We start from the raw sequence: 21,784 nt of genomic DNA, 5'->3' as shown, positions 1-21,784 counted from the left end.
ATCATCAAAAGAGGTACATTTACGCCCATTGAGCACGATCAGCAGTGCCGGAATGGAGCGGCCAGACCGGCTTGAAAGGGAATATCGAGGTTATGGATAAAAAGTCGCTTTCCGAGCGGGACATCTGCAGCAAGTACATCGCCCCAGCCGTTCAACAAGCCGGGTGGGACATGCACAAGCAGGTGCGCGAGGAAGTCAGCTTTACCAAAGGCCGCATTATTGTCCGGGGTAAACTTCACAGCCGTGGAGAAGCACGCCGCGCAGACTTCATACTCTACCACCAGGCCAACCTGCCTATCGCTGTAATCGAGGCGAAGGACAACAAGCACTCCGTTGGCTCCGGCATGCAGCAAGCCCTGGGCTATGCAGAGGCGCTGGACGTACCGTTTGTGTTCTCCAGCAATGGCGATGGTTTTCTGTTTCATGACCGCAGTGGCACAGGCAGCCAGGTAGAAACCGAACTCAACCTTGATCAATTCCCTAGCCCTGCCGAACTCTGGCACCGCTACTGCCAGTGGAAGGGGCTGGATACGACAGCCCAGCACAAGATCGAAGCGCCCTACTACGACGACGGCTCCGGGCGCATGCCTCGCTATTATCAGATGAATGCCATCAACCGCACCGTCGAGGCTGTGGCGCGCGGTCAAAACCGTATCCTGCTGGTGATGGCTACGGGCACCGGCAAGACCTACACAGCCTTCCAAATCATCTGGCGGCTGTGGAAATCGAAACAGAAGAAACGCATCCTGTTTTTGGCCGACCGTAACATCCTGGTCGACCAGACCAAGAACAACGACTTCAAGCCCTTCGGCCAGGCGATGACCAAAATCGCCAAACGCCAGATCGATACCTCCTACGAGATCTACCTGTCGCTCTATCAGGCCGTCACCGGCACTGATGAAGAGATGAACATTTACAAGCAGTTCTCCCGCGACTTCTTCGACCTGATCGTGATCGACGAATGCCACCGTGGCAGCGCCTCCGAGGATTCCGCCTGGCGGGAAATCCTTGATTACTTCTCCAGCGCTACCCATGTCGGCCTCACTGCCACACCGAAGGAGACCAAAGAAGTATCGAGCATCACTTACTTTGGTGAGCCAATTTACAGCTACACACTGAAGCAAGGCATCGAAGACGGCTTCCTCGCTCCCTATAAAGTGGTGCGCATCGACTTCGACAAGGATCTGCAAGGGTGGCGTCCGCCCAAGGGCATGCTCGACAAAAACGGCGAACTGATCGAAGACCGTATCTACAACCTCAAGGACATGGATCGCACCCTAGTCATTGAGGCGCGCACCCAACTGGTGGCGCAGAAAGTAACCGAGCTCCTCAACGCCACCGATCCGTTTCAGAAAACCATCGTCTTCTGCGACGACATCAACCATGCGGAGCGCATGCGCCAAGCTCTGGTCAACCTCAACCCTGAACGTGTAGCCGAGAATCGCAAGTACGTCATGCGTATCACCGGCGATGACCAGGAAGGTAAGGCCGAGCTGGACAATTTCATCAACCCAGAAGAACGCTACCCGGTGATTGCCACCACCAGCAAACTAATGACCACCGGCGTCGATGCTCAGACCTGCAAGCTGATCGTGCTCGACCAACACATCAAATCGATGGCCGAGTTCAAGCAAATCATCGGTCGCGGCACTCGCATCAACGAGGACTACGGCAAGTACTGGTTCACCATCATGGACTTCAAAAAAGCTACCGAGCTATTTGCTGACCCGGCCTTCGATGGTGATCCAGTGGTGATCTTCGCCCCCGACGCTAATGACTCGCCCGTGCCACCAGACGATCCTCAGGGAGATGAAGACGGCATTACCGCGGGTGGCGATAACGGTGATGGGCTGGAGTTTACTGGCGAGGAAGATGGCAAAAAACGCATTAAGTACGTGATCGATACCGTCCCGATTTACGTCGTTGCCGAGCGCGTGCAGTACTACGGTCCGGATGGACGACTCATTACCGAATCGCTCCACGACTACACCCGCACTTGTGTAAAAAAGCAGTTCACCTCGCTGGATGACTTCCTCCGTCGCTGGAGTGATGCCGAGCAAAAGAAAGTCATCATCGAGGAAATGGCCATCCAGGGTGTGATGTGGGAAGCCTTGGCCGAAGAGGTGGAAAAGAAACAGGGCAAACCGCTCGATCCGTTCGACCTGATTTGCCACGTCGCCTTCGATCAGCCCGCCCTGTCGCGCCGCGAGCGAGCCGAGCAGGTGAAAAAACGCAACTATTTCGCCAAGTATTCTGGCGCAGCCCGCCAGGTACTTGAGGCCTTGCTGGATAAATACGCCGATACCGGCATCGAGCATATTGAGGACATCAAAATCCTGCAGCTTGACCCTTTCAGCCAGTTCGGTGCGCCCATCGAGCTGGTCAAAGCCTTTGGCGGCAAGGCTGGCTACAACAAGGCTATCCACGAACTGGAAGACGAACTTTACGCAAGCTAAGGGCTAAACACCGACGACATGCCAAAGCAGTCGCCCCCACTATCCGGTAGAATTTCGCCCCCCTTGCGGTACGCGTTGAGAGAACTTCATGTCCATTAGCTCCACCATCAAGTCCATCCAGGACATCATGCGCAAAGACGTTGGCGTAGACGGCGACGCCCAGCGCATTGGCCAGCTGGTTTGGCTGCTGTTCCTGAAAATCTTCGATGACCGTGAGCTGGAATGGGAGCTGATGGACGACAACTACAGCTCGCCCATTCCCGACAGCTGCCGCTGGCGTACCTGGGCTGCTGATCCGGAAGGTATGACCGGCGATGCGCTGAAGGACTTTATCGACAACAACCTGTTCCCCCAGTTGCAGAACCTGCACGAGTACAGCAACACTCCCTCGGCCTTTGTAGTGCGAAGTGTGTTTGAAGACGCCTACAACTACATGAAGTCCGGGCAGTTGTTGCGCCAGGTGATAAACAAGATTCAGGAAGGCGTGGACTTCAACAAAGCCCAAGAACGCCACGAATTCGGCAACCTCTACGAGCAACTGCTGCGAGACCTGCAGAACGCGGGTAACGCCGGCGAGTTCTACACCCCGCGTCCGGTCACCGAGTTTATGGTGCGCATGGTCGATCCCAAGCTAGACGAGAAGGTCATGGACCCAGCCTGCGGTACGGGCGGCTTTCTCACCTGCGCCATTGAACACAAGCGCAGCCGCTATGTAAAAACCGCCGAGGACGAACGTACCCTGCAGGCCAGCATCTTCGGCGTGGAGAAAAAACCGCTGCCGCACCTGTTGGCCACCACGAACATGATCCTACATGGCATTGAGGTGCCGAACCAGATCCGCCATGACAACACCCTGAGCAAACCGATGATCAGTTGGGGGCCGAGCGAACGCGTGCACTGCATCGTCGCTAACCCACCGTTCGGTGGCATGGAGGAAGACGGCATCGAAAACAACTTCCCCGCCACCTTCCGCACCCGCGAAACCGCCGACCTGTTTCTGGTGCTGATCATGCAGCTACTCAAGGACGGTGGCCGCGCCGCCGTGGTGCTACCCGATGGCTTTCTGTTTGGCGAAGGCATCAAGAGCCGCATCAAGGAAAAACTGCTGACCGAGTGCAACCTGCACACCATCGTTCGCCTGCCCAACGGCGTGTTCAACCCCTATACCAGCATCAAGACCAACCTGCTGTTCTTCACCAAGGGCACACCGACCAAACAGGTGTGGTTCTACGAGCACCAGTATCCGGCCGGTGTGAAGAATTACTCCAAGACCCGCCCCATGCGTATCGAAGAGTTCGCCGTAGAAGAGGCCTGGTGGGGCAAAGAGACCGACGGTTTTGCTGCACGGGTAGAGTGCGAATTCGCCTGGAAGGTCAGTGTCGAAGACCTGCAAGCGCGCAACTGGAACCTGGACTGCAAAAACCCGCATATCGGCGAGCAGATCAGCCATGACCCGAACGAACTGCTGCGCAACTACGCTAACCTGCAAATCGAAATCAATGATCTGCGCGACCAACTCAAAGCAGTGCTGGCTGAAGCCTTGGAGCGTCAGGTATGACGGCGTTACTCACCGATAAACTGCCGCTGTTGGCCGGCGCGCCCAATGGCATTAAGAAATTGCGTGAACTAATTCTGGAGCTCGCAGTGCGCGGCAAGTTAGTGGCGCAAGACCCAAGCGATGAGCCGGCCAGCGATTTACTGAAGCGGATTGCGGAGGAAAAAGCACGATTGATGTCTGAAGGGGCGATCAAGAAAGGAAAGACAGTAGATGACTCAGTAGCCGAAATTTCTTACCCAATACCGTCTACCTGGGCCGTCGCCTCCCTTGGTCAGGTCGTCGAGATCGTTCGTGGAATTACTTTCCCTGCCAGCGAGAAGTCGAGAGTTCCAGAGTGCGGACGTGTTGCTTGCCTACGAACTGCAAACGTACAGAACGAAATTGAATGGGACGATCTGCTTTACATTCGCGACAGTTTTATCTCTCGACCAGATCAGTACGTCCAGCCGCATGACATTGTTATGTCGATGGCAAACAGCCGGGAACTAGTAGGAAAAGTTGCTCTGATTGGTTCATCGCTTGATCAGCCAACAACATTCGGTGGATTTCTCGGCGTTCTACGCCCAGTGCTGATCGAACCTCGATTTGTAATGGCACTACTGCGTACGCCTCATGCTCGGAGCGTCTTAATTGAGAGCGCGAGCCAAACCACGAACATTGCCAATGTGTCTCTGGCAAAGCTTCGCCCCTTGCCGTTTGCCATCCCTCCACTCGCTGAACAACACCGTATCGTCGCTAAAGTCGATGAACTGATGGCTCTGTGCGCCCGCCTAGAAGCCCAGCAGGCCGACGCCGGAAGCGCCCACGCCCAACTGGTGCAAGCGCTGCTCGACAGCCTAACACAAGCCAGCGACGCCACCGATTTCGCCACCAACTGGCAGCGCCTGGCTGAACACTTCCACACCTTGTTCGCCACAACCTCCAGCATCAACGCCCTCAAACAGACCCTGCTGCAATTGGCCGTCATGGGCAAGTTAGTACCGCAAGATCAAAACGATGAGCCCGCCAGCAAGCTGCTTGAACGCATTTCAAATACTCGCTTAAACCATCGGGATAAAAAGCAGAAATCTATCGCGGATATTTCCGAGGTAGAAAAGCCCTTTGAACTACCGAGCAATTGGGCATGGGTAACTTTACCGGCAGTGGGCGAACTCGCCCGAGGTAAGTCGAGGCATCGACCTCGAAATGACCCATCTCTGTATACGGAGGGAAATGTTCCTTTGATCCAAACAGGCGATGTTGCTCGGGCCAACGGAGTAGTTAAAACATACAGCGCTCTATACAACGCTAAAGGTGTTGAGCAAAGTCGCTTGTGGCCTACTGGTACCATGTGCATCACCATTGCGGCGAATATTGGTGACAGTGCCGTTCTCGGTTTTGACGCCTGTTTCCCCGACAGCGTTGTGGGTTTCACTCCTGATTTTCCCGAGCTAAACGTTCGTTATTTTGAGTTTTTCCTACGCACTGCAAAGTCACATCTTGAGGACTTCGCACCATCTACCGCTCAGAAAAATATCAACTTGGAAATTCTTGGATTACTGTGTGTGCCATTACCGCCTGCAAATGAAATGCACCGTATCGTCGCAAAAGTCGACCAACTTACGGTCCTCTGTGACCACCTAAACTCCTATCTGAATCAGGCCCGCCAACTGAACGAACAGCTGGCTAGCGCTCTGGTGGAGCGCGCCCTTACCGATGACAGCCAGCGAGTACTAATTGTTCCGGATCGGCTAATTGGGCGCACTTTGCTCGCCGCCGAAATCACTCACCAGCTGCACGGCCAACGGACATTTGGTCAGCGCAAGCTGCAAAAGGTGATTTACCTGGTTGAACACGTGGCCAAGCTCGCAGCGATACAAGGCGAGTATCTCCGCGATGCTGCCGGCCCACATGACCGCCAGTTGATGAATAAGGTCGAAGGCGAGATGCTAAACCATCAGTGGTATGAACGCATCGAGCGCGAGACTGTTGGCCATGCTTACCGCCCGCTTTCCCAAGCAGGGCAGCATAGGCAGGCGTATAGCAGCGTCTGGTCGGCCGCTGAGCGCGCCACCATTGAGCAGGTCATCGAACTAATGCGGGACTGGGATACAGATCGTTGCGAAATGACCGTGACGCTCTATGCCGCCTGGAACGACTTTATTCTCGAAGGCCGCCCGGTTTCCGATGACGCCATCGTGGACGAAGTCATGCATAGCTGGAACGACACCAAGCTGCGCTTTGGAAAAACCGAATGGTTAGCGGTACTCGCAAAGATGAAGAAGCACAAAATTCTAATACCCACCGGCTTTGGCAAACGCACCACAGGCGGCATGCTCAGCTTGCCCGGTTTCGAGTAAACAGAAGCCTTTTTAGCCGTGCTCTGCAAGATACGGATACGAAGCATGCGGCTTACTCCTACTTCTCGCGGTATTCCAGCTGGTATTCCAAAGAAAAATACAAATTCATATTAATCAATTAAATCAAATACCTAACAACTCAGTTCAAATTACCCCGGCCCACCAACTCTCAACGACAAAGCCCGCCCAGTGCGGGCTTTTCGCATCTGGGGTCCGTCGAATGGCCGCCCCTTCCTTCACATTCTCAAGCCCTCCGGTGGCTGTGATGTTCGACGCGTACTAAAAGACGCTGGGGGCTGCGGCACCGATTCGGCTCACTCTCCAATTAAACGAAACCAATTTGGCTGTAAGACGAGTGCGCTTGTGTGATAGCCAAACCACACCCATCCCCTTACCATTCCGCGGCTGGCTGGACGCCTCGCAGAGAAACCCGGTTCGCACGCGGAAACACTCAACCTGCGCAAGGAAGGCAATAAAACATGAGCTTCATCGATACCATCCAATCCAAGGAAGTCGATATCTACATATCGGCGTTCTTCACTATCCTCGGCCTGATTCTGGGAGCCATTCTGGATCGGGTCCTGAAAGGCGATTCTCCACAATCCGCCAATCAGCCGGGCCATTCGGTAAACCTGACCTTCAACACGGTGGTCAATCCACCGCCGGGCGTGAACGCCGCCAGCACAAGTCAGGATATGACTCCAGTCATCTTCATGATGATGGTGATTGCCGGGCTGATTTATGTGTTTTTCCGGGCCGAGATACTGAATCTGCTTTCCTGGATCACGCTGTTCACCATTTCACTGTGGGCTGGCGGAACCTTGCATAGCCTTTATCGGGGCTTCTTCGCGGGCAGCAAGTGGGTGGTTTCGCTGATTTTTTCCATGGCCTTCTGCGTGGCAGCCACCTACCTCACTGATGAAGCTTTTACGCCCACCCTGGCGCCGCAAAACTTTCAGTACAGCCAGCAGATCATCAATGAGCAGGGCCTGACGGGAATAAAAAAATATTTCGTCTTGCTGGACATGCACTGGTTCTTGCTACACCTGATAGGCGTACTGCTGTTTATCTATACCAGCCTTCGGATGATGCTTTTTTCAACCTACTTCATCGTTGCGGGTGCACATGCCAATAACAACGGTACTCACGAACCTTGGCTTTCCAGAAAAACCCGCAAGTACGCCAATCTGCGCAAAAACATCGTCTTCATGCCTATCCTGCTGGTTCTCGCGTACCTGCTTACCTCGGGTCTTGCTTTCGACTGGTTCATCCACACCATGCCAAATCAGGTCAATGCGTTGATGAATACGGTGCTGTATGGGCGCTGATATTTTCATCGTGCGCTGAAGATCGACTGGCGGGACATCGACCCGGTCGGCGGAAGCGAGATGAACTTTTCTTCACTACGTCCACCCGACCGATCCCATAAAATCCCCCTGCTCATTCAAGAAACTACGGTTCGCCCGCGCTCCTAGCGGGCTTTTTTTCGCCTCGGTTTCTCCATATCTTGCCGCTCCCCACCATATGCGCGACTCTGCCAGCAGATCCCTCGCCAAGGAGCGCTCGATGCCGCTGTTATCCCTGCCCTGCCCGCGCATGACGCTGGCGATCCTCTCCCCCGATCAGGCCGAACTCGAAAGCGCTTTCTACCAGCGCAACCAGCGGCACCTGGCTCGCTGGTCGCCCATCCGCACCACCGACTACTTCTCCACCGCCAACATCCGCCGTCGCCTCGAGATCCAGGCCAGTGCTTTCGAAGCCGGGTTAGCCATGCATTTCGCGCTGCTGTCGCCGGACGGTCAGCAGATGATCGGGGCGTGCAATTTCAGCGGGATTATTCGGGGTGCGTTTCAGGCGTGTTATTTGGGTTATCACATCGATGAGGCGCATCAGGGGCAGGGTTTGATGCAGGAGGGGCTGGAGGCGGGGATTGGTTATATGTTCGATGTGCAGAATCTGCATCGGATCATGGCAAATTACATTCCGGGCAATGAGCGCAGTGCGCGTTTGCTTGAGCGCTTGGGTTTTGAGCGCGAGGGGTATGCGAAGGCGTATCTGAATATCGCCGGGCGTTGGCAGGATCATGTGCTGACGGCGCTGGTCAATCCGGGGTTCGAGGCGCCGGATCAGCGTTGGTCGCGGCGCCTGGGTTGAGTTGCGCGAAACCTGTCAGACAAAAATCCTTTCAGCTCTCGGGTTTGCGGCCGATACAGACCTGCTAACACCCCTGCTGGCTCAAAAGAACAACAATCTTCCAGCTTAACTGACGATCAAGAAACCCAACGTTTCTGGAGGATTTGCATGAATAGCTGGTTCGGTAACATCAGCGTGAACATGAAACTCGGCCTGGGCTTCGGCCTGGTGCTGGCCCTGACCTGCGTTCTGGCGCTGACCGGCTGGACCAGCCTCGGCGGCCTGATCGACCGCAGCAACTGGATGAGCGACATTACCCAGCTCAACGCTGGCCTGACCAAACTGCGCGTGGTGCGCCTGCAATACATGCTGACCAACGGCGACGAAACCGCCGCGCAGAATGTGCAGACCACCCTGGAAAGTTTCGCCGCTCAGCAGCAGGCGCTGATCAGCAAATTCAAGAGTCCGGAGAACGTCAAACTGCTCAAGCAGCAGGCCGCGACCATCGCTGAATACCAGACCTCGCTGAACAAAATGCGCAACGCCTATCGCACCGGCAACAGCGCCCGCGACACCATGAGCGTCAATGCCCAGACTGCGTACAACCTGATCGAATCGATCAGCCAGCGCGTGCAGCAGATGGAGTTGAGCGATCAGCGTTTCGAGCAGTTCCAGGCGGTTACTGCAGCGAAGGAAGCCTTCATCCTCGCGCGCTATGAAGTGCGTGGTTACACCGCGACCAGCAACGCCGAGACCGAGCAGAAAGCCGTCGGCCAGATCGACGCGGCCATCGCCAGCCTCAAACCGCTGAACGCGCAATTTGCCGCGACACAGCAGGATGCCCTGCGCCAACTGGAAACCGCACTGACCAGCTATCGCAGTGCGTTGATGGCGTACAAGAACGCCAACACCGATGCGGTGCAGGCGCGTAAGGAAATGACCGATCAGGGCACCACTATCGTCGCCCTGAGCGAGCAGCTGTACCAGATCCAGCTCGATCGTCGTGACGCTGAAAGCGCCCAGGCGCGCACCTTCCAGTTGATCAGCACGTTGCTGGCGCTGCTGGTTGGCGTCATTGCTGCCGTAATCATCACCCGTCAGATCACCCGTCCGTTGCAGGACACCCTCGCCGTGGTCGAGCGCATCGCCAGCGGCGACCTGACCCAGAATGTCACCGTTACCCGCCGCGACGAACTCGGCGTGTTGCAGCAAGGCATCGCGCGCATGGGCGTGACCCTGCGTGACTTGATCAGCGGCATCCGCGACGGCGTCACCCAGATTGCCAGCGCCGCTGAAGAGTTGTCGGCTGTAACCGAACAGACCAGCGCCGGTGTGAACAGCCAAAAAGTCGAGACCGATCAGGTCGCCACTGCCATGCACGAAATGACTGCCACTGTGCAGGAAGTTGCGCGTAATGCTGAGGAAGCGTCGCAAGCTGCCGCTGCTGCGGACGGCGAGGCCCGTGAAGGCGACAAGGTTGTGAATGAGGCCATCGCGCAGATCGAGCGTCTGGCCAGCGAAGTGGTGCGTTCGACCGAAGCGATGAGCGTGCTGCAACAGGAAAGCGACAAGATCGGCAGCGTCATGGACGTGATCAAGGCTGTTGCCGAACAGACCAACCTGCTCGCCCTCAACGCCGCGATCGAAGCCGCGCGTGCCGGTGAAGCCGGGCGTGGGTTTGCCGTGGTCGCCGATGAGGTACGCGGTCTGGCTCAACGCACGCAGAAATCCACCGAGGAAATCGAAGGTCTGGTCGCCGGCCTGCAGAACGGCACCCAGCAGGTTTCGGCAGTGATGAACAACAGCCGCGCGCTGACCGACAGCAGCGTCGCCCTGACGCGCAAGGCCGGCGCCTCGCTGGAAAACATCACCCGCACGGTGTCGAACATCCAGTCGATGAACCAGCAGATCGCCGCCGCTGCCGAACAGCAAAGCGCCGTGGCCGAAGAGATCAGCCGCAGCATCATCAACGTGCGCGACGTGTCCGAGCAGACCGCAGCGGCGAGTGATGAGACGGCAGCGTCGAGTGTTGAACTGGCGCGGTTGGGTGGTCAGTTGCAGCAGATGGTCAGCCACTTCCGCGTATGACGTTGGTTTTGCGCTGAGGCTGAAACCGAATCGCGGGCAAGCCCGCTCCCACAGGTTTTCGTGATCGAGCACTGTTGATGTGTTCATCTCGATAACTGTGGGAGCGGGCTTGCCCGCGATGGCGGTGGGTCAATCAAATCAACATTGCCTGACACTGCGCCTTCGCGAGCAGGCTCGCTCCCACATTTGGATTTATGTGGGTCACAGGATTTGAGCACACCGCAGATCCCTTGTGGGAGCGGGCTTGCCCGCGAAGGCGGTGGGTCAGTCAAATCAACATTGCCTGACACTCCGCATTCGCGAGCAGGCTCGCTCCCACATTGGATTTGTGGGGCTCGCTGGATTTTGATCACACCGCAAAACCTTGTGGGAGCGAGCCTGCTCGCGAAAGCGGTTTAAATGACAGAGCAGATTTTCAGACCTGCCACGGATTGATCACTTTAACCCCGGAAAACTCGAAGTACCGGACGTTACGTGTAGCAATCGCGGCTCCACGATTTCGGCAGATCGCTGCGATTTGCGCATCGGCCATTGCAATCCCCCGCCCTTTCGCCTCTGCATCGGCTACCAGCGTCGCGTACTCGACGGCTGCGTGGGCATCGAATGGCAAAATCCGCCCGGCAAAATCCTCTTCAAACATTGCCAAAGCGTGGGCCTGGAGTTTTTGTTTGCGCTTGCCGGAAAGTAATCGAGCGATGCCGTGCAGTATCTCCGCCACGGTGATTGCGCTGATGACCAGGTCCATGGCCGGTTGCGCATCCACCCAAGCCAACACTTGAGCCTCGGGTTCGATACGCATGAATTCGGATAGAACGTTGGTATCGAGCACTATCATTCAGAAAAATCCACCCCGAGCGGTTTTTCTGCACGCGCAGGCAGATCGAGCTCGGCTCCGCCCTCGGCGCTGAAACGCTGGTGGATCCGACTGCCCAGCCCTCCGGCACGATCAACCGTGGTGAGCGCTCGGCCCAGAATCAGCCGAGCCTCTTCTTCCATGGAATGTCCGTTGTGTGCAGCGGTAATGCGCAACTGCTCCTTGAGCTTCTCGTCAAGGTTTCGAATGGTGATGCTGGCCACGTCGCCCTCCTGCAATCAATGAAATCATCGATTGCAGGCTAGCATATTCAGGTTCGATTGGAGTCAGGCCCGCCGAGCGGCATCGTCGGTAACTGCACACCGCAATACCCCTGTGGGAGCGAGCCTGCTCGCGAAAGCGGTGGATCATTCAGATCATCATTGACTGACACTCCGCCTTCGCGAGCAGGCTCGCTCCCACAGGGGTCTATGGTGTCAGGACTATTCGGGATAACCGGTGATTTTGCGGATGCTTTGGTACAGCGGTTTGAGCTGCCGGTACATGCGCAGGTAAACGTCTTTGTACAGTTGCTGGTAAATCTCCTGCGCGTCGGGTTGTGGGTTAAAGACCGCTCCAACCCGAGTCATCGCCGCAATGGCCGATGGGAAATCCCGATGCAATCCCAACCCCACCGCACAGCATATCGCCGCCCCCAACCCGGACGCTTCATACACATGCGGGCGTTCTGCCGGCAGGCCGAAGATGTTGGCGGTCAGCTGCATGGCGGCGTCGCTTTGTGAGCCGCCGCCGGCGACGCGCAGGCGTTTGATCGAGACTTTTGAACGTCGCTCGATGTTCTCCATGCCCTGGCGCAACGCGTAGGCCAGGCCTTCGAGAATCGCGCGGTAGATGTGCGCGCGGGTGTGTACGTCGCCGAAGCCGATCATCGCGCCTTTGGCTTCCACGCCCGGTTCGCGGATGCCCGGTGACCAGTAGGGTTGCAGCATCAGACCCATCGAACCCGGCGGCACCGCGTTGACCAGCGCGTCGAACAGTTGCTCCGGTTCGATGCCTTGCGCTTTCGCCTGCTGCATCTCGCGCAGGCCGAATTCGTTCTTGAACCAGCTGACCATCCAGTAGCCGCGATAGATCATCACTTCGCAGTTGTACTGATCGGGCACGGCCGAGGGGTACGGCGGGATCAGCGGGACGATTTCCAGGTAGCGTGAGCGGGTGCTGGTGATGGTCGCGGTGGTGCCGTAGGACAGGCACACAGTGCGCGCATCGACCACGCCAGAGCCGATCACTTCGCAGGCCTTGTCCGCGCCCGCCGCGATCAGCGGCAGGCCTTCGGGAATGCCGGTGTGCCGGGCGGCTTCGGCGCTGATATAGCCGAGGGTTTCGCCGGGTTTGTGCAGGGTCGGCAACTGCTCCGGGCGCACCGCCAGTGCCTGCCATTTCCAGTCGCGCGGCGCCGCCCATTTCAGCCGTTTGAAGTCGAAGGGCAGATAGCCGACGCAACAGCCGATGGAGTCGACGAAGCGCCCGCACAAGCGATGGGTGAGGAAGCCTGAAAGCAGTAAATACTTGTCGGTCGCCGCCCACACCTCGGGTTGATGCCGGGCGATCCAGTTGGCCTCGGCCTGGGCGCGAAAATAATCCACCGTCGCTTGGGCGCCGACCAGTTTGAACAGCCAGCCCCACGGCCCTTTGATGCCGCCCTCGACCTCAGCCTGACGTTGATCGAGCCAGACAATTGCCGGGCGCAGCGGTTTGCCCTTGGCGTCCACGTTGATCACTGTGCCGCGCTGGGTGGTCAGGGACACGCCGGCAATCTGCGCACGATCGATGCCGGTCTGCTGCCAGAGTTGCTGGCAGGCCTCGCCGAGTTTCGCCCAGTAATATTCCGGATCCTGCTCGGCCCAACCGGGTTGCGTCGAGTAGTACGCCTGCAGATCGACTTTGCCTTTGCCGAGCAGGTTGCCCTGCAGATCGAAGAGCAACGCGCGCACGCTCTGGGTGCCGTTGTCGATCGCTAACAGGTATTTCATGGCGTGATCTCCGGCAACCCGTGATCGCGCAGCCACAACAATCGATAACGCTGAATTTCCGCTAGCCAGCGCTCATCATCCCAGGCCAATCGTGGCTGGCACAGCGTGCGGATCGCCGGGAAAAAATCCTCGCCACCGCGCGGCAGCAACAGGCCCAAACGGGTGCGACGCAGCAGCAAATCATCCAGGTGCACAACCATTTCCGCCTCGCAGGCAAACGCCAGCTCTGCCCACAATGTATCGGTGGCGCCAACCGTTTCCAGACCGAGTTCGCCGAGCAATTGCGCCAGCCTCGGCAGGTCTCGACCGTGACGCCCGGCCAGGCGTCGCCATTGATTGCCGCTCAGTCCCGCAATCGTCAGCGGCGGCACAGCGGCGAACACCGGCGCGCCGTCATCGACAAAAGAACGCCCAAGCATCGCCGCACAAGCCTTGAGCACTTCGATCGCTTGCGGGCGAAATGTGGTCAGTTTTCCACCGGCCAACGTCACGCAACCGGGCTCCTGCCACAGCACATGTTCGCGGGTTTCGTTCGATGGTTTGTCTTGATGCGCACCCGCCGCGCTTCCGACCACTGGACGCACGCCTGACCAGGTCGACAGCACATCGTCGACGCCTATTTCGGCGCCGGGAAATTGCTGCTGGCAAGCGGCGAGCAGATAGTCGAGTTCGTCGCTGGAAATGCGCGCGCTCTGGTCGAGATCGTCGCGGTGATCGAGGTCCGTGGTGCCGACCACCGTCGAGCCTTCCCAGGGAAAGACAAACACCGGGCGCCGATCGCGCTCATGCAGAAAAGTGAACGCTTGCGCCACCGGCAAGCGCCAGCCCGGCAGCAACAGATGACTGCCGCGCAACGGGCGCAATTGCTTCGCTGCTTCGGCGGGACGCAAGCGCTCAGCCCAAGCGCCCGTAGCCACGGCCAGCACGCCAGAGCGCAATTGCAGCGTGGCGCCGCCCTCGCCATCTTCGATCTGAACCCCGCACACGCGCCCGCCTTCACGCAGCAGTTGCGTGACCCGCACACCATTGAGCACCACCGCGCCATCGGCCCGAGCCTCGCGCAGTACGCGCATCACCAGCCGCGCGTCATCAGTCAGCGCATCGACAAAACAGCTGCCGCCGAGCAGGCCGTTTTCCTTAACCCCCGGGGCGAGAAAACGCAGTTGCTGGGCGTCATGAAAAGCATGGTTGCGCCGCCCCGCCAGCGCGTCGTAAACCGAGAGCAGGCCGCCCATGACGCGCGGCCCGGGAAAGCCGCCGCGATAGTGCGGCATCATGAAACTCATCGGCTCGACCAGCCCCGGCGCTTCGTCGAGCAGGCGCTGGCGCTCGCGCACCGAATCGCGGGTCAGGCGCCACTGGCCCTTGGCGATGTAACGCAAACCGCCGTGGACCATTTTCGATGATCGGCTTGACGTACCCCAGGCAAAATCACGCTGTTCCAGCAGCAAACAGCGCCAGCCCCGGCGCGCCGCTTCGCGGACGATCCCGGCGCCGCTGATGCCGCCGCCGATGACGATCAGGTCCCACGTTTCATCCGCCAGCGTCGGCAGAATCTGCTCGCGCCATTGCGCGTTCCAGTTCGCCGTCATGGCCGCGACTCTGGCAACAGCGTGCCCGGGTTGAGGCGCCCCTCCGGGTCGAAATGTTCGCTCAGCGCCTGCAACGTCTGCATCGCCAGCGGGCCTTTTTCGCGCAGCAGATACGGCGCGTGATCCTTGCCGACGCCGTGCTGATGACTGATCGTGCCGTGGTTGTCGACGATGGTCTGGCTGGCCGCGTGTTTGAGCATGCGCCAGCGCGCCAGCGTCGCGGCATATTCCGCCGCCGGGCGAAATACGTAGGTGGTGTAGATGCTTGAGCCCTCGCCGTAGACGTGCGAGAGATGGGTGAACACATGCACGCGCTCGCCCTCGGCGGCCAAGGCGTCGCGCAGGCTGTTTTCGATGAGGCTGAGCAAGTGGTCGACGTTGCTCCAGTCGGTGGCGGTTTCGAGGGTGTCGACCACGTAACCGGCGCTCCACAGGTTCTCGCGCAGGTAGGGAAAACGGAAGCGGTTCTGCGCCCACTTCTTGCCCAGCAGGGTGCCGGTGAACACGCCGCCGAAGGCTTTCAGATGCTGGCGCGCGTGTTTCAGTGACAGTGCGTTTTGCTGGCGATTGCCGGTCACACCGAAGGTCAGCAGGCATTTGCCGTCGCCGGCGCCGCGCAGCTTGAGGTACTTTTCCAGCCAGGCGATCTGCTGCGGATGGCCGGCCAGCGCCAGTTGCGTTTCGGTTTCCACCGCGTTCGACAGACGCAGCATCGACAGCGGTACGCGCGCCTGCGCCAATTGGCGGATCGCTTGCAGCGCCTGCGGCCAGTCGGGCAGGAACACACCGTAGAAACGCTCGTCCGCCGGCAACGCGCTGACCCGCACTTTGACCTCGGAAATGATCCCGAAACGGCCCTCGCAACCGAGCACCATTTCACGCAGATCGGGACCTGCCGCCGACGCGGGAAAGGTTGGAATCTGCAGAGGCCCGGCGAACGTTTCCAGGGTGCCGCCAGCGAACAATTGCTCGATCCGCCCGTAGCGCAACGACTGCTGGCCGCTGGAACGACTGGCCACCCAACCGCCCAGGGTCGACAGCTCCCACGACTGCGGAAAATGCCCCAGCGTGTAGCCGCGCGCGCGCAATTGGCTTTCGACTTGCGGCCCACTGGCGCCGGGGCCGAATGTCGCCAACAGGCTCTGTTCGTCGAGGTCGGTCAGGCGATTCATCCGCGCCAGCGACACCGTCAGCACCGGCCGCGTGGAGTTCGGCGGATTGATGTGTCCGGCCACCGATGTGCCGCCGCCGTAGGGAATCAGGCACAGATCCTGATCATGGGCGAGCGCCAGCAATTGGCGGATCTGTTCGGCCGTTTCAGGAAACGCCACGGCATCGGGATAAGTACCCAGCGCACCTTCGCGCAACGCCAGCCAGTCCGGCAGGCTCTGGCCGCGCGCGTGCAGCAGGCGATCGTGAGTATCGACGCTGTACAAGCGATGCGGCACCAGGCGCGAGGTCGGCACTTGCGCCAACGCCGCCGCCAGAGTCGCATCGGGCAATGCCCGGCCGGCGCCCAAGCGTTCGTCGAGAAATGTCGCGCCCTGGGCCGGCAGTTCGACCACCGTGCCTGCCTCTCCCCAGCCGTTCCAGCGTCGCATGCGTGTGTCCTTTTTCTGCCGTTGGGTCAAGCTTGCATACTAGTCAGCGCTGGAGATCTGTCACGGTCGCATCCGGCCAGAACCTGTAGCGAATGGCGCCAAACGTCCGGGCATTTACATTCGCCGGGCAATCCACTTACCTTGCGCCATTCATTCGCTCACGCACCGTCGATCAAAGGACCGCGACCATGCCATCGCTTGGCTTCACTTCCGTTCCGCCGCTGCTCAAATACCTGCGCCATGCCGAACAGTTGGGCATGGCCGTCGAGCCTGCGTTGGCGGCGGCCGGGTTGCAGGCGCAGCAGTTGAGCGACAACACCTTGCGCCTGCCGGGTGAGGTTCACGAGCGCTTGCTGGATTATTTCTGCGAGCACTCGGGCGATGGGTTGTTCGGGCTGCATGCGGCGAATTTCGTCCTGCCCAATTCGTGGAGCGTGCTCGGTTACATCACCATGAATTGCGCGACGCTGGGCGATGCGATGAGCCGGATCATGCCGTTCGAAAAACTCGTCGGCGACATGGGCGTCAGCCGCGCCGAGGTGCAGGGCGAGCACGTGCATCTGATCTGGGCCTGCCGTTACCAGCGGCCACGGATTCGTCGGCATCTGGTGGAAAATGTGCTCGGTTCGTGGCTGCACTATGCGCGCTGGATCGCCGACACGCAGCTGTCGCCGGCCTGCGTATGGCTGGAGCATGGGCGGCCGGATGCGGTGACGCTGGCCGAGTACGAGGCGTTTTTTGGTTGCCCGGTGCTATTCGATCAGGCGTATTCGGCGCTGGTGGTGCCGCTGGCGTATTTGCAATTGCCGCTGCGTCAGGCCGATGCGCAATTGCTGCGAACCCTGGAAGAACACGCGATGGGTTTGCTGGCGACGCTGGAAGATGCGTCGCTGGCGCAGCAGGTGAAAAACATCCTGCGCGGTTTGCTCAAGGAGGGCTTGCCGCGCAAGGAGCAAGTGGCCGAACAGCTCAGCGTCTCGGTGCGCACGTTGCAGCGGCAATTGCAGCAGGTCGGGACGTCGTATCAGCAGATTCTCGATGAGCTGCGTCAGGAACTGGCCGAGCATTATTTGCTCAACAGCACGTTGCCCATTCAGGACATTGCGCAGTATCTGGGCTTCACCGAACCGCGCTCGTTTCATCGCACGTTCAAGAGCTGGCGCGGGATGCCGCCGGGGGAGTTTCGGCTGCGGAATCGGCGGTGATGCTGATGGCCTCTTCGCGAGCAGGCTCGCTCCCACAGTAGTTCTCGGTTGCCTGCATTTCCGAGTTCACCGCAGCCCCCTTGTGGGAGCGAGCCTGCTCGCGAAGGCGTCATTTGCCACACCGATTAAACGCGTCTTGGCACAACTGTTTAAAGCCGCCAGACATTCAGCGAAACCACCCACAATTCCTTGCGCCGCTGCCTACGCCTGCGCCAGAATCCGCCGGCTTGTGCGCCCCAGACCTCATCGCTACTGTGATTGCGTCACTGCCTATCAGTGATCGGGTTTAGTAGCCCGGAGTATTTGGGGTGCATCGTTCATCAGACAGTCAGGTCTCGCCTGAGCTTTATGGTGGCTGTGCGCAGGGCGCTCTCGGGCGCGCCGGTTTCCCAGATCCCCGGTCTACTAACCTGCGCACAGCTGCCTCCACTTTCTTTAGTAGGAAAGCGGTGGCCAGCCAAAATGAGGATCTGGATATGTTCAAAGTAACCCCAAACCCGCCAACCTCCGACCCGGCATCCCCCTACGAATCCGCCGACTCGAAGAAATTCCACGAAGCCGCCGACCGCGCCCTCGACCATTACCTCGGTCCATCCAGCGCTGAATTCATGGCCCCGCCCTACAAATCCAACACGCTGTACATGGCCAATCCCGAGGCCGACAACGAATCGCTGCTGGCCGATGCCTGCGAAACCCTGGGGTCGGCGACGGTGATGCTCAACGATCAGGCGGGGCTGGTGAACGGCTCGCAGCGCAAGACGTTGCAGGGCATTGCGCAGATTGTGATGGTCGCGGAGATGGCGGTGAATCGGGTGCTGGATCGGCTGGTGCCGACTGATTGAGGGTTTTTGGGGGATTTGGTGTGGGCTGATTTTGGTGGGGTGTCAGGGATTGCCCTCACCCCAGCCCTCTCCCAGAGGGAGAGGGGGCCGACCGTGCGATGCTCACGAAATACGCCGACCTGAAATGATCGCTGTGAATCCATATTCGACACGGTCGTTCAGGTAGACGTTTGAAGCACGGTCAACTCGGTCGGTCCCCTCTCCCTCCGGGAGAGGGCTAGGGTGAGGGGCTTTTGATCTCAGGCATGCAGATCAAAGACTGATCGCATTGGTAAACACCAACCGATTGCCAAACGGATCAGCAATGGTCATGTCCTGACTCCCCCAAGGCATCGCCTGAATCTGCGGATGCGAGAACTTGTAATCCTTGGCCATCAGTTGCTGCTGAAACGCCTCCAGCTCATCGGTCTCGATACGCAGCGCCGAACCCGGGCACGCATCGCCGTGATGCTCGGACAGATGCAGCACACACTCGCCCCGTGACACCTGCAGATACAGCGGAAAATTCGCTTCGAAGCGATGCTGCCAGTCGATCTTGAAACCGAGAAAATCGACGTAGAACTCGACAGCCTTGGCCTCATCGAAGATCCGCAGGATCGGGGTGGTTTTGCCGAAGCTCATGGGGTGCTCCCTGACTGATTGGCCCCACAGTGTAGACGGGGAGGATGTCAGCAAATCGGCTTGTGGATGGCTTTCTTTAATTGCACAGTGCCACTATGAGACATGGATCAAAAGATCGCAGCCTTCGATCTCCTGTAGGAGCTGCCGAAGGCTGCGATCTTTTGGCGCCATCATCATCAATAAAATCATTCGCGCAAATTACCTTCGCGAGCCAGAAACCGCCCTGCCCTGCTGCCATTCGCCTGCCCGTCGCGATAACTCAACACGCCGTTGACCCAAACCCCGTCAATCCCCTGCGCCGCCCGCTGCGGATCGTTGAAATCGGCCACGTCACGCACGGTTTGCGGATCAAACAACACCAGATCCGCCCAATGTCCTTCACGAATCTCGCCTCTTTCCTGCAAGCCAAAACGCGCCGCCGACAGGCCGGTCATCTTGTGCACGGCGGTGTGCAGTGGAAACAACCCGACGTCGCGACTGAAATGGCCCAGCACCCGTGGGAAAGCGCCCCACAGGCGCGGATGCGGGAACGGGTCTTCGGGCAGTCCGTCAGAGCCGACCATCGAAAGCGGATGGGCGAGGATTCTTCTGACGTCGGCCTCGTCCATGCCGTAGTACACCGCGCCGGCCGGTTGCAGACGTTTCGCGGTTTCTTCCAGCGACAGTTTCCATTCGCCTGCGATGTCGATCAGGTCGCGCCCGCTGACTTCCGGGTGCGGCGTCGACCAGGTAATAGTGATGCGGTGGGCGTCAGTGACTTGCTTCAAATCCAGGGTCGAGGAACTCGCCGCATAGGGATAGCAATCGCAGCCGACCGGATGGGTTTTCGCTGCCTCTTCCAGCGCTGCGAGCAATTGCGGACTGCGCCCCCAGTTACCGACGCCGGCGCATTTGAGGTGGGAAATGATCACCGGCGATTGCGCGTGGCGGCCGATTTGAAATGCTTCGTCCATCGCCTCCAACACCGGGGCGAATTCGCTGCGCAAATGGGTGGTGTACACCGCGCCGAACGTCGTCAGCTCTTCGGTCAGTTGCATGACTTCATCTGTGGACGCGTTGAAGGCGCTGGCGTAGGCCAAGCCTGTGGATAAGCCCAACGCGCCAGCCTCGAGACTGTCGCGCAACTGCACGCGCATGGCGGTGATTTCGTCGGGGGTCGCGGTGCGGAACAAGTCGTCGAGGTGATTGCTGCGCAGCGCCGTGTGGCCGACCAGTGCGGCGACGTTCAATGTGGGGTTGGCCGCTTCGACGGCGGCGCGGTAGTCGCTGAAACGCGGGTAGACGAACGCCGCTGCGCTGCCGAGCAGGTTCATCGGATCGGGTGGATTGCCCTTCAAGGTGACCGGCGAAGCGCTGATGCCGCAATTGCCGACAATCACCGTGGTCACGCCTTGGCTAAGCTTGGGCAGCATCTCGGGTTGGCGAATGACCACGGTGTCGTCGTGGGTGTGCACGTCGATGAAACCCGGCGCCAGCACCCGGCCGGCGGCGTCGATTTCTTCGCTGGCGCGGGCGTCAGGCAGATCGCCGATGCGCTCGATGCGGCCATTGAGAATCGCCACGTCTGCGCGGTAGCCCGGCGTGTTGCTGCCGTCGATAACCAGCGCGTTGCGGATCAGGGTGTCGTACTGCATGTCAGTCTCCCAGCGGCAGGTGATCGTCGCCGCCACGGTATTCGTCGAGGGCGAGTTTGATTCGCCGCAGACGTTCTTGATTGTCTTCAGGGCTGGCCAGCGCCAGTTCGGTGGCGAGCACGTCGATGGCCAGCAACATGCCGTAGCGCGCCGCCGTCGGTTTGTAGATGAACGAGGTTTCCGCGCCTTGCAGCGGCAGCACGACGTCGGCCAGTTCGGCCAGCGGTGAATCGCCGCGGGTGATGGCGAGGATGCGCGCGCCGTAGTTGCGCGCCAGCTCCACGGTTTCCAAAAGCTCCGGGGTGATGCCGGTCAGCGAGCAGGCGATCAGCACTTGCTCGGCGTTCAGACTGGCGGCGGTCACGCGCATCATCACCGCGTCATGACACACCGCAATCGGGTAACCGAGGCGCACCAGGCGCACCTGCAATTCATCGCTGCACAGGGTTGAGCAACCGCCCATGCCGAACGCGTGAATCATCCGCGCCTGACCGAGTAATTTCACTGCGTCGGCGAAGCGCGATTCATCGAAACCGGCCAGATGCTGGCGCAGCGTGGTTTCGATGTCGCCAACGATCTGCCCGTAGAACGCCGACTGCTCAGGCGTGCCCGCCGGGTCGAGAAACCGGCTGCCAACGCCGCTGGCCTGGGCCAGTTGCAGGCGCAGATCACGCAGGTCACGGCAGCCGACCGTGCGGGCAAAGCGCGACAGCGTGGCGGTGCTGACCTCGGCGCGTTGTGCGAGGTCTTCGAGGCTGGCGCTGGCGGCAAACCCGACATCGTCGAGCATCAACCGCGCAATGCGTCCCTCGCCGGCGCTGAAGGAATCCTGGCGGGCGCGGATCTGGTAGAGGATGTCCATGGGCGG

Annotated in this window: 16 protein-coding genes and 1 pseudogene; 9 read left to right on the top strand and 8 right to left on the bottom strand. The window is 59.2% G+C overall.

Annotated features, from left to right (window positions below; translation table 11 throughout):
* Positions 1–92: 92 nt before the first annotated feature.
* The 7 genes and pseudogenes from hsdR (at position 93) to NF676_RS27710 (ending at position 10,574) form a co-directional block, all read left to right on the top strand.
* Positions 93–2,456: an EcoAI/FtnUII family type I restriction enzme subunit R gene (hsdR, locus tag NF676_RS04310; protein WP_252887946.1), complete on the top strand. Its 2,364-nt coding sequence runs from the start codon at positions 93–95 to the stop codon at positions 2,454–2,456.
* A gap of 88 nt (positions 2,457–2,544) precedes the next feature.
* Entirely contained in the window at positions 2,545–4,014 is a 1,470-nt protein-coding gene (locus NF676_RS04305) for a type I restriction-modification system subunit M (RefSeq protein ID WP_252887301.1), read from the top strand.
* Complete coding sequence (locus NF676_RS04300) at positions 4,011–6,353, top strand: restriction endonuclease subunit S (protein WP_252887300.1); 2,343 nt, start codon at positions 4,011–4,013, stop codon at positions 6,351–6,353. The genes NF676_RS04305 and NF676_RS04300 overlap by 4 nt, the downstream gene beginning before the upstream one ends.
* Positions 6,354–6,832: 479 nt before the next feature.
* Entirely contained in the window at positions 6,833–7,681 is an 849-nt protein-coding gene (locus tag NF676_RS04295) for a hypothetical protein (RefSeq protein WP_252887299.1), read from the top strand.
* 238 nt (positions 7,682–7,919) lie between these two features.
* On the top strand, positions 7,920–8,507 hold the full coding sequence (locus NF676_RS04290; RefSeq protein WP_252887298.1) for a GNAT family N-acetyltransferase: 588 nt from the start codon (positions 7,920–7,922) through the stop codon (positions 8,505–8,507).
* Between the two features lie 282 nt (positions 8,508–8,789).
* A pseudogene (locus tag NF676_RS27715) lies at positions 8,790–9,668 on the top strand (methyl-accepting chemotaxis protein); the annotation flags it as partial.
* A gap of 42 nt (positions 9,669–9,710) precedes the next feature.
* Complete coding sequence (locus NF676_RS27710) at positions 9,711–10,574, top strand: methyl-accepting chemotaxis protein (protein WP_370593494.1); 864 nt, start codon at positions 9,711–9,713, stop codon at positions 10,572–10,574.
* A 415-nt stretch (positions 10,575–10,989) separates the two neighbouring features.
* Here NF676_RS27710 and NF676_RS04280 read toward each other — a convergent pair whose 3' ends face one another.
* The 5 genes from NF676_RS04280 to NF676_RS04260 form a co-directional block, all read right to left on the bottom strand.
* Positions 10,990–11,409 (bottom strand): type II toxin-antitoxin system VapC family toxin, encoded by a 420-nt coding sequence (locus tag NF676_RS04280; protein ID WP_095180338.1) that lies wholly within the window; start codon positions 11,407–11,409, stop codon positions 10,990–10,992.
* Positions 11,406–11,651, bottom strand: a complete 246-nt coding sequence (locus NF676_RS04275) for a FitA-like ribbon-helix-helix domain-containing protein (RefSeq protein ID WP_076565651.1) — start codon at positions 11,649–11,651, stop codon at positions 11,406–11,408. The genes NF676_RS04280 and NF676_RS04275 overlap by 4 nt, the downstream gene beginning before the upstream one ends.
* Before the next feature lie 219 nt (positions 11,652–11,870).
* Positions 11,871–13,421, bottom strand: coding sequence for an FGGY-family carbohydrate kinase (locus tag NF676_RS04270; protein WP_252887296.1), 1,551 nt, complete (start codon positions 13,419–13,421; stop codon positions 11,871–11,873).
* On the bottom strand, positions 13,418–15,013 hold the full coding sequence (locus NF676_RS04265) for a glycerol-3-phosphate dehydrogenase/oxidase (RefSeq protein ID WP_252887295.1): 1,596 nt from the start codon (positions 15,011–15,013) through the stop codon (positions 13,418–13,420). Before NF676_RS04265 ends, NF676_RS04270 begins: the two co-directional genes overlap by 4 nt.
* On the bottom strand, positions 15,010–16,614 hold the full coding sequence (locus NF676_RS04260; RefSeq protein ID WP_252887294.1) for an FAD-binding oxidoreductase: 1,605 nt from the start codon (positions 16,612–16,614) through the stop codon (positions 15,010–15,012). The genes NF676_RS04265 and NF676_RS04260 overlap by 4 nt, the downstream gene beginning before the upstream one ends.
* A 188-nt stretch (positions 16,615–16,802) precedes the next feature.
* Between NF676_RS04260 and gliR the strand changes: the two genes are divergently transcribed.
* Together gliR and NF676_RS04250 are read left to right on the top strand one after the other, a co-directional pair.
* Positions 16,803–17,819, top strand: a complete 1,017-nt coding sequence (gene gliR / locus NF676_RS04255; protein WP_252887293.1) for an AraC family transcriptional regulator GliR — start codon at positions 16,803–16,805, stop codon at positions 17,817–17,819.
* Between the two features lie 476 nt (positions 17,820–18,295).
* The gene (locus NF676_RS04250; RefSeq protein ID WP_252887292.1) at positions 18,296–18,661 is read left to right on the top strand and encodes a DUF6124 family protein; all 366 of its coding nucleotides are present in this window, start codon (positions 18,296–18,298) and stop codon (positions 18,659–18,661) included.
* Between the two features lie 252 nt (positions 18,662–18,913).
* Here the strand turns inward: NF676_RS04250 and NF676_RS04245 are convergent, their stop codons facing one another.
* The 3 genes from NF676_RS04245 to NF676_RS04235 form a co-directional block, all read right to left on the bottom strand.
* Positions 18,914–19,282, bottom strand: coding sequence for a glyoxalase superfamily protein (locus NF676_RS04245; protein ID WP_016771789.1), 369 nt, complete (start codon positions 19,280–19,282; stop codon positions 18,914–18,916).
* A gap of 185 nt (positions 19,283–19,467) precedes the next feature.
* Positions 19,468–20,916 (bottom strand): N-acyl-D-amino-acid deacylase family protein, encoded by a 1,449-nt coding sequence (locus NF676_RS04240; protein WP_252887291.1) that lies wholly within the window; start codon positions 20,914–20,916, stop codon positions 19,468–19,470.
* 1 nt (position 20,917) lies between these two features.
* Positions 20,918–21,778: a MurR/RpiR family transcriptional regulator gene (locus NF676_RS04235; protein ID WP_122508182.1), complete on the bottom strand. Its 861-nt coding sequence runs from the start codon at positions 21,776–21,778 to the stop codon at positions 20,918–20,920.
* Positions 21,779–21,784 lie beyond the last annotated feature (6 nt).

Origin of the sequence: Pseudomonas siliginis, from assembly GCF_024072275.1 — a bacterium.
GTDB lineage: Bacteria > Pseudomonadota > Gammaproteobacteria > Pseudomonadales > Pseudomonadaceae > Aquipseudomonas > Aquipseudomonas siliginis.
Note: the sequence above shows the minus strand (reverse complement) of the source record. Positions and strands in the feature narration are given on the sequence as shown.

Coding starts and splice junctions, on each gene's coding strand:
- NF676_RS04260 (WP_252887294.1), bottom strand. CDS start 16,614: ATGCGACGCTGGAACGGCTGGGGAGAGGCAGGCACGGTGGTCGAACTG.
- NF676_RS04300 (WP_252887300.1), top strand. CDS start 4,011: ATGACGGCGTTACTCACCGATAAACTGCCGCTGTTGGCCGGCGCGCCC.
- NF676_RS04245 (WP_016771789.1), bottom strand. CDS start 19,282: ATGAGCTTCGGCAAAACCACCCCGATCCTGCGGATCTTCGATGAGGCC.
- NF676_RS04235 (WP_122508182.1), bottom strand. CDS start 21,778: ATGGACATCCTCTACCAGATCCGCGCCCGCCAGGATTCCTTCAGCGCC.
- NF676_RS04280 (WP_095180338.1), bottom strand. CDS start 11,409: ATGATAGTGCTCGATACCAACGTTCTATCCGAATTCATGCGTATCGAA.
- NF676_RS04290 (WP_252887298.1), top strand. CDS start 7,920: ATGCCGCTGTTATCCCTGCCCTGCCCGCGCATGACGCTGGCGATCCTC.
- gliR (WP_252887293.1), top strand. CDS start 16,803: ATGCCATCGCTTGGCTTCACTTCCGTTCCGCCGCTGCTCAAATACCTG.
- NF676_RS27710 (WP_370593494.1), top strand. CDS start 9,711: ATGGGCGTGACCCTGCGTGACTTGATCAGCGGCATCCGCGACGGCGTC.
- NF676_RS04270 (WP_252887296.1), bottom strand. CDS start 13,421: ATGAAATACCTGTTAGCGATCGACAACGGCACCCAGAGCGTGCGCGCG.
- NF676_RS04240 (WP_252887291.1), bottom strand. CDS start 20,916: ATGCAGTACGACACCCTGATCCGCAACGCGCTGGTTATCGACGGCAGC.
- NF676_RS04295 (WP_252887299.1), top strand. CDS start 6,833: ATGAGCTTCATCGATACCATCCAATCCAAGGAAGTCGATATCTACATA.
- NF676_RS04305 (WP_252887301.1), top strand. CDS start 2,545: ATGTCCATTAGCTCCACCATCAAGTCCATCCAGGACATCATGCGCAAA.
- NF676_RS04265 (WP_252887295.1), bottom strand. CDS start 15,013: ATGACGGCGAACTGGAACGCGCAATGGCGCGAGCAGATTCTGCCGACG.
- hsdR (WP_252887946.1), top strand. CDS start 93: ATGGATAAAAAGTCGCTTTCCGAGCGGGACATCTGCAGCAAGTACATC.
- NF676_RS04250 (WP_252887292.1), top strand. CDS start 18,296: ATGTTCAAAGTAACCCCAAACCCGCCAACCTCCGACCCGGCATCCCCC.